This is a genomic window from Paenibacillus sp. FSL H8-0548, from assembly GCF_038630985.1.
GTDB lineage: Bacteria > Bacillota > Bacilli > Paenibacillales > Paenibacillaceae > Pristimantibacillus.
On sequence record NZ_CP152049.1, the window covers coordinates 5,105,132 to 5,118,591 of the forward strand.

12 protein-coding genes are annotated in these 13,460 nt (G+C 45.2%); 1 reads left to right on the forward strand and 11 read right to left on the reverse strand.

The window, feature by feature from the left end:
- Window positions 1-59 precede the first annotated feature (59 nt).
- The gene (gene trmL, locus MHI37_RS22160; protein ID WP_076337222.1) at window positions 60-524 is read right to left on the reverse strand and encodes a tRNA (uridine(34)/cytosine(34)/5-carboxymethylaminomethyluridine(34)-2'-O)-methyltransferase TrmL; all 465 of its coding nucleotides are present in this window, start codon (window positions 522-524) and stop codon (window positions 60-62) included.
- A 149-nt stretch (window positions 525-673) separates the two neighbouring features.
- On the opposite strand from trmL, the gene MHI37_RS22165 reads away from it, so the two are divergent.
- Window positions 674-1,390, forward strand: coding sequence for a response regulator transcription factor (locus MHI37_RS22165; protein WP_076337223.1), 717 nt, complete (start codon window positions 674-676; stop codon window positions 1,388-1,390).
- Window positions 1,391-1,679: 289 nt separating this feature from the next.
- Here the strand turns inward: MHI37_RS22165 and serC are convergent, their stop codons facing one another.
- The 10 genes from serC to MHI37_RS22215 all read right to left on the reverse strand — a co-directional run bounded on the left by serC (window position 1,680) and on the right by MHI37_RS22215 (window position 13,459).
- Window positions 1,680-2,765: a 3-phosphoserine/phosphohydroxythreonine transaminase gene (gene serC, locus MHI37_RS22170; RefSeq protein WP_076337224.1), complete on the reverse strand. Its 1,086-nt coding sequence runs from the start codon at window positions 2,763-2,765 to the stop codon at window positions 1,680-1,682.
- A gap of 215 nt (window positions 2,766-2,980) precedes the next feature.
- A complete protein-coding gene (gene glnA, locus MHI37_RS22175) occupies window positions 2,981-4,405 on the reverse strand; it encodes a type I glutamate--ammonia ligase (protein WP_076337225.1) in 1,425 nt (474 codons plus the stop codon).
- Between the two features lie 333 nt (window positions 4,406-4,738).
- A complete protein-coding gene (gene aroF, locus MHI37_RS22180; protein WP_076337226.1) occupies window positions 4,739-5,800 on the reverse strand; it encodes a 3-deoxy-7-phosphoheptulonate synthase in 1,062 nt (353 codons plus the stop codon).
- Window positions 5,801-6,054: 254 nt separating this feature from the next.
- On the reverse strand, window positions 6,055-7,041 hold the full coding sequence (locus tag MHI37_RS22185) for a 4-hydroxy-3-methylbut-2-enyl diphosphate reductase (protein WP_076337267.1): 987 nt from the start codon (window positions 7,039-7,041) through the stop codon (window positions 6,055-6,057).
- 43 nt (window positions 7,042-7,084) lie between these two features.
- A complete protein-coding gene (locus tag MHI37_RS22190; protein ID WP_076337227.1) occupies window positions 7,085-8,602 on the reverse strand; it encodes a HAMP domain-containing sensor histidine kinase in 1,518 nt (505 codons plus the stop codon).
- 5 nt (window positions 8,603-8,607) lie between these two features.
- Window positions 8,608-9,300, reverse strand: a complete 693-nt coding sequence (locus MHI37_RS22195) for a response regulator transcription factor (RefSeq protein ID WP_076337228.1) — start codon at window positions 9,298-9,300, stop codon at window positions 8,608-8,610.
- 91 nt (window positions 9,301-9,391) lie between these two features.
- Window positions 9,392-11,077 (reverse strand): trypsin-like peptidase domain-containing protein, encoded by a 1,686-nt coding sequence (locus MHI37_RS22200; RefSeq protein WP_076337229.1) that lies wholly within the window; start codon window positions 11,075-11,077, stop codon window positions 9,392-9,394.
- Between the two features lie 195 nt (window positions 11,078-11,272).
- Window positions 11,273-11,686, reverse strand: coding sequence for a YugN family protein (locus MHI37_RS22205; RefSeq protein ID WP_076337230.1), 414 nt, complete (start codon window positions 11,684-11,686; stop codon window positions 11,273-11,275).
- 77 nt (window positions 11,687-11,763) lie between these two features.
- Window positions 11,764-12,429 (reverse strand): response regulator transcription factor, encoded by a 666-nt coding sequence (locus tag MHI37_RS22210; protein WP_076337231.1) that lies wholly within the window; start codon window positions 12,427-12,429, stop codon window positions 11,764-11,766.
- Window positions 12,416-13,459, reverse strand: a complete 1,044-nt coding sequence (locus MHI37_RS22215; protein ID WP_076337232.1) for a sensor histidine kinase — start codon at window positions 13,457-13,459, stop codon at window positions 12,416-12,418. The genes MHI37_RS22210 and MHI37_RS22215 overlap by 14 nt, the downstream gene beginning before the upstream one ends.
- Window position 13,460 lies beyond the last annotated feature (1 nt).

The following is a 13,460-nucleotide window of genomic DNA, read 5'->3' on the forward strand; positions in this document are numbered from 1 at the left end:
ACAAAAAAATGTTTCCAAAAGATAAAAATTACATAAAATGTATAATTTTTAATCTTTTTTCATTTTAGTCCCGGGAAATCATTTTGCCTAAGCGCCTCATAAATGAAGATTGCTGCTGAATTGGATAAGTTAAGCGACCTAACGGTATCCGTCATCGGCATTCTTACACAGCTATCTATATTCGCTTCAATAAGCTCCTCCGGCAACCCCTTCGTTTCTTTGCCAAAAACGAAAAAGTCCCCATCCTTGTACTCAAACTGTGAATAGGTTTTTTTTGCTTTCGTGCTGGCATAAAAAAAACGTCCCTCCGGGTAGCCTGCCAGCACCTCATCGAAGGAATCATGATACTCGATCTGGACAGAATGCCAATAATCAAGACCTGCCCGCTTCAACGTACGGTCGTCCGTATCGAAGCCGAGCGGTCTAACTAAATGCAAAATCGTGCCTGTTGCTGCGCAGGTGCGCGAAATATTCCCTGTGTTTGCCGGAATTTCCGGCTCTACCAAAACAATATGAAATGCCATGCTGTTCTATCTCACCTCTCATTTTGATAATTATACACGAAAATAACGAATATTTTTACACTCACTTTACGTGCCGTTAATCTTAGGCATAATTTACACCGTCATAATAGAAAGCATAATAGGCTGAAAACATGAAGGAGAGCTGAACCTTGCGAAAAAAAATATTGGTTGTGGATGACGAACCATCCATTTCAATGCTGATTGAATTTAACTTAAAGCTAGCAGGCTATGATGTGCGTTGCGTAGGTGATGGTGAAGCTGTATTCGACATACTAAAGCCTTTTCGTCCCGACTTGATTGTTCTTGACCTTATGCTTCCCAAAATGGACGGCATCCAAGTATGTCGTGAGCTGCGTAAGCAGAGCAACGCCGTGCCAATTGTTATGCTTACCGCACTTCAGGATGTTACAGATAAAATAGCTGGACTAGACAACGGTGCTGATGATTATATGACTAAACCGTTTAGCCCGCAAGAACTCGTATCCCGCATACAAGCGATATTGCGCCGCATGCAATCACTGCCAGGAATAACCGAGGAGACTGCTTTCGAGATTGGCCACTTAAAGGTCAAGGTTGAGCAGCGGGAGGTTTTCATTGATGGAAAGCCCGTAGAGCTTACGCCAAAAGAATTCGAGCTGCTCTTATTCCTGTGCCGCCACAAAGGAAAGGTGCTTAGTCGCCAGCAGCTGCTTCATGGCGTTTGGGATTATCATTTTCTTGGTGATACTCGAATAGTCGACGTTCATATTAGCCATCTGCGTGACAAAATCGAGAAAAACGCGCGAACGCCTGAGTATATCATGACCGTTCGCAATGTTGGCTACAAAATGAATGGACCTCAATTAGCAGAAGGCTCCTTAGCTTAGCTTGCGTATCCAATTGAACTAGAAATTCACTTTTTTAGACGCTGCGCGAGTAGATCATTCTTACGATCGCTGTTGCAGCCAGATTCTTTGATTTCCTAAGACATTTGAAGGTAAGAATCCAGCTGCAAAGGCGAACACTCCGTTTCTCCAGAACGATCTTCTCGCTTCGCTAAAACTTCATTTCCCACTATTTTCTTCCAATATTTCAAAAAAAGGGGTTGTTCCAAAGTAGTTTTATCTACTTTTGGAACAACCCCTTTAGCTTTGCTAGGTTTTTTCTTTAAAAGGATTACCCGTTGCGCTTTTGGAAATCAAGCATAAATTGCGAAAGTGCCTGGCAGCTTTCCAGTGGAACTGCATTGTAGGTGGAAGCTCTTAGACCGCCGACATCACGATGTCCCTTCAAGCCTACAAAACCTTCCTTCTCCGATTCTTTAACGAACTGCTTCTCCAGCTCCTCCGTTTGAATGCGGAACGTAATATTCATGAGCGAGCGGTTTTGTGGCTGTGCGCAGCCGCTATAGAAGCCGCCGCTTTGGTCGATCGCATCGTAGATTAGTTTCGTTTTGTCATGGTTGAATTGATCAAGCTGAGCTACGCCGCCCTTTTCCTTGATCCACTCCAGTACAAGCTTCATCATGTACACAGAGAAAGACGGTGGCGTGTTATAGAGCGATTTGCTCTTTGCATGTGTAGCGTAGCGGAACATAGCTGGAATCGTCTTAGGGCTATTCTCAGCAAGATCCTTGCGTATAATAACGACTGTAACGCCAGATGGTCCGAGATTTTTTTGTGCGCCTGCATAAATTACGCCAAATTTGCTCACATCAATCGGTCTGCTCAAAATATCGCTCGACATATCGGCGATAAGAGGCACATCTCCTGTTTCAGGGAATTCCTTGAATTGCGTTCCGCCAATCGTTTCATTAGAAGTAAGATGCAAGTAAGCAGCGTTGTCAGGAACTACAATTTCCGACAATGTCGGCATGCGCATAAATTTGTCAGCTTCTGTCGAAGCGGCAACAACCGCATCTCCGACAAGCTTCGCTTCTTTCAGCGCCTTCTCAGCCCATGCTCCAGTCATTACGTAAGCGCCTTGTTTGCCGGCTGTTAGAAAATTAAGCGGCAGCATCGCGAATTGCGTGCTGGCTCCGCCTTGCAAGAGAAGTACCTCATAGTTTTCTGGTACGCCGAACAATTCACGAAGCAAGGCTTGTGTTTCATTATTAACGTCCTCATACAGATTGCTGCGATGGGACATTTCCATAATAGACATGCCCGCACCCTTGTAATCAACAAATTGCTCCTGTGCCTGCTTCAGCACCTCAAGCGGGATTGCCGCTGGTCCTGCATTAAAATTAAACGCTCGTGTCATTTTCAGATAACCACCTTTTGCATCTTTATTATAATATCGTTATGATAGCAATTTTGGAGGTCCGCATCAAGTATATTCCTCATATTAAAATAACTAAAAGTCGAACGTATGTCGTTTTCTCGACATAAACATTCGGATTTTATACATTTTTCATTCAAAATATATAAAAAAACGGGTCCCAATAGGACCCGTTTCTTATATTTCTTAACGATTGATTAACAATCGTAGTAAAGGCTGAATTCATGAGGATGAATGCGAATAGCTACTGCTTTTGCTTCTGCACGTTTTACTGCAACATAGTTGTCAATGAAATCTTGCGAGAATACGCCAGCTTCTGTCAAGAACTCAGAGTCTGCTTCAAGAGCGTTAAGCGCCTCGTCAAGCGTTCCAGGAACACTGCGGATTTCCTTTTTCTCTTCTTCAGGCAATTCGTAAATGTTTTTGTCGAAAGGACCATAACCAAGAGCAACTGGATCAAGCTTACGCTTAATACCGTCCAAACCAGCAAGCAGCATAGCTGCAAACGCAAGGTAAGGGTTAGCCGTGTTATCCGGTGTACGGAATTCAATACGACAGCCTTTAGCAGTTACAGCAGCAATCGGAATACGTACTGCTGCGGAACGGTTACCTTTAGAGAATACAAGGTTAACCGGTGCTTCGTAACCAGGTACAAGACGTTTGAATGAGTTCGTGCTTGGATTAGTAATTGCGATCAGGGCTGGAGCGTGATAAAGTACGCCGCCGATGTAGTGCATAGCCATTTCGCTTAGGTTTGCATAAGCGCCTTTGTCATAGAACAAAGGAGTGTCGCCGTCAAAGATAGAAGCATGAACGTGCATACCGCTACCATTGTCACCGAATATCGGCTTCGGCATGAACGTAGCCGTTTTTCCGTATTGGCGAGCAGTGTTGTGAATAATATATTTGAATTTCAAAAGATTATCAGCTGTTTTTGTCAATGTGTCAAAACGGAAGTTGATTTCTGCTTGACCGGCAGTTGCAACTTCATGGTGATGACGCTCAACGCGAAGGCCTGATTCCTGCAATAGGCGAACCATTTCGCTGCGGATATCTTGTTGGGAGTCAATTGGCGCTACAGGAACATAGCCGCCTTTCACCGGAATTTTCGAACCAAGGTTTCCGCCTTCTTCTTTGCGATTCGTATTCCAGCCAGCTTCTTCGGATTCAACAACATAAGATGAAGAATTCATCGTGCTTTCAAAGCGAACTTCGTCGAAAATGAAAAACTCAGGCTCTGGTGCAAAAAATGCTGTCGTTCCGATTCCCGTAGTTTGAAGATATTCTTCAGCCTTCTGAGCAATGCTGCGCGGATCGCGGTCGTAACGATCGCCTTCAGGTGTATGAATATTACACATAATGTTTAGAGTAGGATGATCTGTGAAAGGATCAAAGAACACAGATTCCGTATCTGGCATCATAACCATATCTGAATTCTCAATACCACGGAAACCATGAATTGAAGAACCGTCAAAAGCTACTCCGTTTACAAAAGTATCAGCATCCACCTCAGCAGCAGGAAGCGTGATATGATGTGCATGACCAAGTAAATCTACAAAGCGGAAATCCACGAACATAATGCTGTTTTCTTTAATATTGTCCAAAACATTTTGAACTGACATTATAATTTCCTCCACTTCCGAACATTAGCGTAATTATGAACAGTTATTGTTCAAGTATTTCTCCAAATCCATGACGTTATTATAAAACTTGCCTTCAATCTCCGTCAATAGCTATGTAAGGTATTTTTTGAATTCATGTTAGGTATACTTACAAGTTTGAACAGTAAGTCACAAATACCATCTGAATAATAAACTCAAAAAACCTCACAGCCCTTTAGCAGCATAGGCTAATCTATCTTTTTTCCCATGTCAGCTTTTATAATTCATTATCGCAAATAAAAAAAGAACTCCGTCATTTTAACAATGACGGAATTCTTTTTTCGATAGCCTACTTTAAATTTTCCATTCTTCGAATGCCTCGGCCGGCGCTTTTGGTGTATCAAATTGTTTGCCCACGATCGGAGCAAGCTTCTCAAGATCCTTGAGCAGATTAGCGAATTGGTTAGGGAACAATGATTGTACGCCGTCACCGGTCATCGAGTTGTCAGGATCGGTATGCATTTCTACGATCAAACCATTGGCACCGGCAGCTACCGATGCTTTGGACATTGGCTCTACCAGCTCGCGACGCCCCGTACCGTGACTTGGATCTGAAATTACAGGCAAATGGCTCAATGATTGCAGTACAGGAATAGCTGTTAAATCGAGCGTATTCCGCGTATAGGTTTCAAACGTCCGAATACCGCGCTCGCAAAGCATAACATTCGGATTTCCGCCTGCCAAAATGTACTCGGCAGCATTTAGAAATTCATCGTAGGTTGAACTAAATCCACGCTTGAGCAGAACTGGCGTCTGGATCGTTCCCAGCTTGCGAAGCAGATCAAAGTTTTGCATGTTCCGTGTGCCCACCTGAAGGATATCCGCATACTCCGCACAAACATCAACATACTCCGGCGTCATAACCTCAGTAATCGTCAGAAGCCCGTGCTTCTTCCCTGCCTCAGCCATCATTACGAGACCTTCTACCCCTACGCCTTGGAAGCTATAAGGCCCTGTGCGCGGCTTAAACGCGCCTCCACGCAATACCTGACCGCCAGCTGCTTTCACTAAGCGAGCAATCTCATCGATTTGCTCCGGTGTTTCAACCGCACATGGGCCGCCCATAATAACGAGATTGCTTCCTCCAATTTTCACCCCTTTGATATCAATGACTGTGTCATCTGGATGGAAATCACGGCTGGCCAGCTTGTAGGACTTAGAAATTTTGATGACATTGTCTACACCCTTCATCTGACGCAAATGCTCGGCTAGCGTTGGCTCAGCTTGGCCGATAATGCCGATGACCGTGCGATCCGTCCCTCTCGATACATGTGCCTGTACACCGGCTCTTTCAATATGGGCAACAATTTCACTAATCCGCTCTTCCGCAATGTTTGCATTTGTTATAACGATCATATGGATCACTCCTCCAAAGTTTTTTTAAAAAAACTTACTTCGTAAACATATATTTTCCACTCATTCGCACTTCAACGCTTATTCGCTTTATAGCTTTTATGCTTTTTAGCTTCTACGCTTTTAATCACTAAAGTAAATATACAAGAATAGTCCTCACTCGTCAACCCATTTGTTTAAAAAAATATGAGGCCAACATATTTTGCATGTATGTCATCTCATGCAAAATATATTAAACCTCATATCGGTGGTTTGTATTATTCCGACTTCTCCTCGACTGCAGTTGCTGCTGGGGAGGTTGTCGACTTAACACGAATATTCGGAAGCAGCTTATTCATTTTGACGGTACGCTCAATTTCCCACGTCGCCGGATTCGCATGATCATACTTCTCCAAATAGGTAATAACCTCTTTTGTAAGCGGTGTAGGCGTAGATGCGCCTGAGGTTACAGCTACTCGGTCGACACCCTTCAGCCACTCCTGCTTAATCTCAGACACATCGGACACTCGGTACGCTTTAACCCCTGCAATTTCCTCAGACACCTGAGCAAGCCGATTAGAGTTGTTGCTGCGAGGATCTCCAACTACGATACATAGCTGCGCTTCGCCCGCTTGCTCCGCAACGGCCTCTTGACGCACCTGAGTCGCTAAGCAAATCTCATTATGAACCTCAGCTGTAGGGTAACATTCTTGAAGGCGACTGATGATGTGGCGAATATCCCACTGTGACATGGTCGTCTGGTTGGTTATGAGAATCTTTCCTTCAGGTACTTCGAGTGAAGCAATCTCCTCTTCACGCTCGATGAGATGAACCTGCTCCGGTGCAACACCAATGGCACCCTCCGGTTCAGGGTGGCCCTTCTTGCCAATATAAATAATATGGTAGCCCTCGGCTGATTTGTTGCGTATTAAATCATGTGTCCTAGTCACATCTGGGCAAGTCGCATCCACGACGGAGAGCCCTTTGTCACGAGCACGCTGACGTACCTCAGGCGACACGCCGTGTGCAGTAAATATAACAGTCCCCTGCTCAATCTGGTCCAAAATCTCAAGACGATTCTCGCCGTCCAGCGTAATAACGCCCTCCTGCTCAAATGCCTCCGTTACATGAGCATTATGAACAATCATGCCTAATATATAAATAGGGCGCGGCAGCTCTAAATTTTTGGCTGTCTGCAAAGCCAGCACCATCGCATCAACAACGCCATAACAATAGCCACGCGGTGATATTCTAACGATTTCCACTTGTAGCACCTGCTTTCTGACCGGATATACGTCATCATAATAATTACTGCAATTCATCCGTTATTACCATTATAGACGAATGAGACGTGTCAGCAAAGACTATTGGCAGCCAGATCGTAAACTTCGTGCCATATCCCTCACGAGTTGTCACTTCTACAGACCCTTTATGCTCATCAATGATCCATTTCGCTATCGATAAGCCAAGACCCGTTCCAACGGTTACCCCTCGGGATTCGTCCGCCCGATAGAAGCGTTCAAAAATATGCGGAATTTCTTCCGGATTCATGCCAATGCCTGTATCTTGAATGATAAAACCGATTTGCTGTTCATTCCTTACAGCAGCCAGCTCAATAGAGCCCTTTGGCGTATACTTGAAGCCATTTTCAATAAAGATAAACAGCAGCTGCTGCAAATAATTATGATTGGCATTCACCCGTACTCCTTCTAGTGCAGAGAGATCCCCTACCTGCCATACAGCTGTACGAGGGAGCAGTTGGGCGCGACGAACAACCTCCTCTGTAAGCGGCACTAAATCAAGCGCTGTCATCTCCATCGTATAGCCTGCATCAGCTCTTGCAAGCGCAAGCAAATCGTTGACTAAAGTACTCATACGAGTAGCCTCAGCAGAAATATCGCTCATCGATTCCTTAGACATCTCCCAGCGCTCCAAATCAAGCGGCATCCACTCTTCAGCATTAGAAGTGCTATTTGACTCCCGAACCTTATTCCACATTCGCTCTAACAGCTCAATATTGCCTCGAATCGTGGTAAGCGGCGTACGCAGCTCATGTGACGCATCGGATACGAATCTGCGCTGCGCCTTATATGCGTCATCGAGCTCATTATAGGCCATCTCTAATCGAGCTAGCATAACATTAAGCGTGCTTACAAGTCTTCCAATCTCATCCTTGGGACCCATAGCAGGAATCCGCATGCTGAGATCAGCGCCGTTCTCGATCTGCTGTGTGGCTTGTATAACCTTCTCAATAGGACGCAGTGCTTGTCGCGCTATAAATAAACCGACAGTGAATGCAATAAGGACCACAATTAAAGACGCAAAAATAAGCGTTGTGCGGACTCCTTCTAGAAATCTTTCTTCATTGTAAGGGATTGTACCTACCTGAAGTAGCCCGACTAATGTTCCATCACTTAAATAGATCGGACGTTGATGGACCAGCATGCTGTACTTCACCTTACCAATCTCTACTTGAAGCTTGACTATCCCCTTCTCAGGATTCGTAGAAGAATCTGCATAAGGAATAACGTATTCCAGCTGTCGTAAATTATAGGATTGCTTAATCGCACCCTCTTTATAGTTTACAATCTGGATATACATGTCTTTCTCTTCAATTCGCGATTGACGATCCACATCCAAATCAAGTTGATCCAGAAAATTGGTTCCGCCTGTAATTACTATATTGCGATCCTGTACTTTAAGCTGCTCTTTTAAATCGGAGTAAGTATTCCAATTGATAAACAAATAAATTGTAACGCCAAAAACAAGCAGAGTCACAGCAAGCAAGCCCGAATACCAAAGCGTTAGCCGAAGTCTGATAGACATATTGCTTAACCTGCCTCTCCGCGCAGCACGTAGCCGGTGCCGCGAACCGTCTGAATAAGTCTATTTTTTCCTCCATCCTCTACCTTCTGGCGCAGCATCGCAATATACACCTCCAGCACATTCGATTCTCCGCTAAAGTCATAGCCCCATATTTTTTCCATAATCGCATCGCGAGTGAGCACGCGGCGCGGATTTTGCATAAATAGCAGCAGCAAATCATATTCCTTGGAGGTCAGCTCAATTCGGCGTCCAGAGCGAACGGCTTCCCGCGCATCCATATCCAATATTAAATCTTCATAAAGAAGCTGATTGCTAGATTGATCAATCTTATCGGATTTACGGCGCAGCAATGCACGCGCCCGTGCAAGAAGCTCCTCAAGCGCAAATGGCTTAACAAGGTAATCATCTGCGCCCAGATCAAGCCCTTTAACGCGGTCAACGATGTCATCCTTTGCAGTAAGCATCATAATCGGAACCGTGCTTCCGCTCTCCCGCACACGTCTGCAAACCTCCCAGCCATCTACTTGAGGCATCATAACGTCAAGAATAAGCAAATCCGGCTCTGTCTTAAGAAGTACCTTTAGTCCCTCCATTCCGTTAGAAGCCGTTGTCACCTCATAACCTTCAAATGCTAGACTTCTTCTCAATAAAGAAATAATTTTATCATCATCATCTACCACTACAATATGCTGTCTCATCTGCATGTCCCCCTTCATTTGCAGCAAAAAGCACAGAGCCTGCTGTCTCTCTGCGCTTTTTGCTACCCTTTCCTACATCGTCTAAGCGTTATTACTGAGTAGGGTTATTTTTGTCGCCAATGACTACGTCGACATTTACGGCAGTGCCTTTACGAAGAACGTTTAATTGGACTTTATCGCCTACACTTTTTGCTTTAATAGCTTCAATTAATGCTGTTGTATTATCATATTTTTTTCCATCAATACCTGTAATTACATCGAATTGCTGCAGCCCGCCAAGATAAGCTGGTGAATTATAGTATACATTTTGAACAATAGAGCCTTCAACCGTCGTCATCCCTAGCTGCTTGGCAATATCAGCAGTTACATCTCTCAGCTCAGCGCCGATGTAAGGTGCCGCAGGCTTCGGAATCTCTTTATCGTTTTTCAAGCTTTCCAATACTTCTTGAATTGTACTCGTAGGGATTGCAAAGCCGATGCCTTGTGCTTGTGAGCTTACAGCCGTATTGATGCCGACAACCTCACCTTTAATATTCATCAGCGGACCGCCGGAATTACCTGGATTGATGGAGGCATCCGTCTGCAGCAAGTGTTCGTAATTGCGCTCACCTTGTGTATCCTGAATATCAATCGGACGCTCCTTTGCGCTCAGAACGCCTACCGTTACCGTGTGGTCGAAGCCATATGGATTGCCAATCGCTACTACCCAGTCACCAATATTAATATTATCGGAGTTGCCAAGCGGCAGTGTCGGGAATGCTTCATCACCAGTAATCTTTAGTACTGCTAAGTCCAAATCATAGCTGGAGCCAAGCAATTCAGCCGTAAATGGTGTTTCATGGCCTTGTACAATGACTTTAATTTGATCAGAATCGCCAACTACATGCTGATTAGTTAATATATATCCCGTTGAATCGAAGAAAAAACCTGTTCCAATGCCCGATTGCTGCATGCTGTCCTTCTCGCCCCCCTGCCCTGCTTCCGGCTGAGTGGTGCCTGGGTAATTATCGCCAAAAAATTGACGAAAAAATGAATCGTCCAGCATACTGCTGCTGCTGCTTCGTTTTGCCGTATTGATATAGGTTTCGATTTTCACTACTGCCGGACTTGCGGTCTCGAACAATTGTGCAATATTATCCGGTCTTGCCGCGACTGTCGCTGCTCCACTTCCGGCAGCAGTGCCTGCTGAAGTTGAACCAGCGCCTGAGCCGCTAGATTGCGTGTTGGTAGTCAAAGTATTGCCATTCGTAAACCAATTGTTCATATCCGCTGCATACATCAAGGAGCCAACTAGCAATACCCCAACAAGAAAGGAGAGGAACATGGCTCTAAATGACGAGCGTCGCTGCTCACGCACCTGCCAAGGCCCCTTGGCGGATTGTGGAGACGGCGTGAAAGAACGAATTTGTGATTGCTGAGGGGCTCTTGGAGCGGCATTGCTAGGCTCGGCAATTGCTTCCTTCTGAACCTCCTGACCTAGACCAAACGCTGACGACGAGGAAGATGAGCCACCTGTATTTCCATAGGGCTGGTCTTGAATCAGCTTCGGCTGGTTAGCCTCACTGTCTGCTTGGGAAGATGCCCCATTCTCCTGAGAATTCGCTTTAAAAGGACCATATGAATAGTAATAAGATGGCTTAGCCGCTTGCTCCGGCGTCTCGTTCGAGACCTCGGACTCCGCATTTATTCCACTTTCATTCTGATCAGCCGCACCTTGCGCATCTTCATTTTTACGAAAAAAATCATCAAAATCATTTTTTTTGTTTTGATCATCCATGTACGTTCTCCTCCTTGAATCTTATTCCATCATGCCTCTAAACTGCTCTCGTTTAGACACATGCTCATTTAATATAGTTCTATCATGCACATTCTACCTTAAAACAAACTTAAAAGGAATTTAAAAAGAAATAAAAAAACGTATCCAATTGCATATGGATACGTTTTTTTCTCGAAAATCTATACGTATAAAACATCATTCAGGAAATAGCTGCTCAACCTCGTTCATCACTTGCTTAGCTTGCTCAACCCATTGCGACTCAACCTTCGCATCAGGATCTGAAGGAGATTGAAACTGATCGAATAGAGCGCCAACGACACGCACAGACGCTTCAGGGTCATTTCCTTCCCGGTATAAATGCTTAAGTACATAAGGCGTCCCGAGCTTGATCGTAGCATCAGTATCCTTATCTTCAATATCGATATGCCCTACAACGACACCAAACGGAATACGAAGCCATACTTTATGCTCTTCATCAAGCGAGCGATCAAAGGAGCCTCCATCGTATTCCCAGTTTCCGCCTAACGTAAACCGCTGCGATTCCAGCAGCTCCTTCGTCTCCAAAAAATGTTTCTCCCGTGACTCCAGCACGGATGAGATCGGTATCATGACAGCTACTCCTTTACACTAGCTTCGGGCTAATTCTTTTTTTTGCTAGTAGGTAGTATACCCGCCCTTATTAACCTTTATGTGCGATTAGCCCAACCTTTGCGGTGAGCAAGCACGGCAAGCTGTGTACGATCATCAAGCTCGCATTTCATCAACAAATTGCTGACATGGGTTTTTACCGTCTTAATGCTAATATGAAGTTCTTCTGCAATTTCTTTATTGGACTGGCCATCGGCAATTAGCAGGAGCACTTCCTTCTCTCGCTCCGTTAATCCCTCGTCGCCAGCTTTCGCTGTACGCTGTCTTAAGCCTCTCGTCAGCGCTTGAGATACATCAGCGGTCATTACTGGCATGCCCTTAAATGCACCGCTGATCGCATAAATGAGCTCCTCCGCTGAAACGGTTTTGAGCACATAGCTGACAGCTCCTGCTTCGATGGCTCCATATACCTTCTCATCCTCGAGAAAGCTGGTCAGCATAACGATTTTCATCGTTGGAAATCCAGCAATGATTTCTCTCGTCGCCTCGATCCCATCCATCCCCGGCATCATCAAATCCATCAAAATAATATCAGGCCGCTTCTCATCTGTACTGCCTTTCAACAAATCGATTGCCGCTTGTCCGTTGCTTGCTTCTGCAATAACCTCAAATCTCGGTTCCAGCATTAAATACGTTCGAAGTCCCGTTCTCACCATATCATGATCATCAACGATCATTATTTTTATGGACTCAGCTTCCTTCATCGTTCGTACTCCCCCGCAACATTTTAGGTATCGTTACTTTAACTCTTGTCCCGCTTCCAGGCTTACTCCATATTTCAGCCGAACCGCCCAGCTTCTGAGCACGCTCCTGCATCGTAGAAAGTCCATAGGAGCCTCGTCTCACCTCATCTGGCTTAAACCCAATTCCGTCATCCTGCAATACCATAACAACCTGTCTTTCATTATCCGCGAGCGACAGCGTGCAACCGCTCGCTCCTGCATGCTTCACAATGTTGGCCATCGCTTCCTGCGCAATAAGAAAAAACTGATGCTCCATCGCCTCTGAAGGGAGCTCCTTCATTCGCCATTCCAGCTCGCCCTGCAAATTGTTTTGACGGCAATAATCAGGAAACCATTTATCAAGCGCTTCATATAAAGTTCGTCCTTCAAGCTCCATTGGACGCAGCTGCGCAATAAAATTTCTCATTTGCTTCTGTGCCAGGTTTGACATATTGACGAGCTGCTCTAGTACAGAATCAGCCCGTTCACGATCAATCTGCTGAAGCTTTGGAAGTGAAGAGGCGCACATATGAATAGCAAATAGCTGCTGACTGACGGTATCATGCAAATCTCTCGCGAGCCGCTTCCGCTCCTCGAGCACAGCCGCCTCATTTGAAGCAGACTCCGTCATCACATATTCTTCGCCGCGCATTTGCAGCCATTTCATCTTCTCTTCCATTTGCTCTGCCAGCTCGTTAAATTCTCGGTAAACTTCAATAAAGGAATTATGCCCGCCTTCCGTAATCCGAACGCCAAAATTACCATTTGCCGCTTGCTTTAAAGATAAATGAAGCGTGTCAATTCGCCGCCCGATACGCTGAGCAGCCCAGTAACCGAACGTTGCACTCACAAGAAGGAAGACGGAGGCGGCCAGCAGGCGCACCTCCGTCTTACCTGTTTCCTCCACAAGCCCTTTCCATAAGAGCGCTCCAAGCAATAAGGACGTGACAGAGGATATCATGAACATTCCGATGAGCTCCCATTTTCCGCTCCTCAAAAACCGCACCATCATG

What these genes read in the sequence shown, in the direction of transcription:
- trmL (WP_076337222.1), bottom strand. Translation starts at nt 524, where the DNA reads ATGGCATTTCATATTGTTTTGGTAGAGCCGGAAATTCCGGCAAACACA.
- serC (WP_076337224.1), bottom strand. Translation starts at nt 2,765, where the DNA reads ATGACACGAGCGTTTAATTTTAATGCAGGACCAGCGGCAATCCCGCTT.
- glnA (WP_076337225.1), bottom strand. Translation starts at nt 4,405, where the DNA reads ATGTCAGTTCAAAATGTTTTGGACAATATTAAAGAAAACAGCATTATG.
- aroF (WP_076337226.1), bottom strand. Translation starts at nt 5,800, where the DNA reads ATGATCGTTATAACAAATGCAAACATTGCGGAAGAGCGGATTAGTGAA.
- MHI37_RS22190 (WP_076337227.1), bottom strand. Translation starts at nt 8,602, where the DNA reads ATGTCTATCAGACTTCGGCTAACGCTTTGGTATTCGGGCTTGCTTGCT.
- MHI37_RS22195 (WP_076337228.1), bottom strand. Translation starts at nt 9,300, where the DNA reads ATGAGACAGCATATTGTAGTGGTAGATGATGATGATAAAATTATTTCT.
- MHI37_RS22200 (WP_076337229.1), bottom strand. Translation starts at nt 11,077, where the DNA reads ATGGATGATCAAAACAAAAAAAATGATTTTGATGATTTTTTTCGTAAA.
- MHI37_RS22205 (WP_076337230.1), bottom strand. Translation starts at nt 11,686, where the DNA reads ATGATACCGATCTCATCCGTGCTGGAGTCACGGGAGAAACATTTTTTG.
- MHI37_RS22210 (WP_076337231.1), bottom strand. Translation starts at nt 12,429, where the DNA reads ATGAAGGAAGCTGAGTCCATAAAAATAATGATCGTTGATGATCATGAT.
- MHI37_RS22215 (WP_076337232.1), bottom strand. Translation starts at nt 13,459, where the DNA reads ATGATGGTGCGGTTTTTGAGGAGCGGAAAATGGGAGCTCATCGGAATG.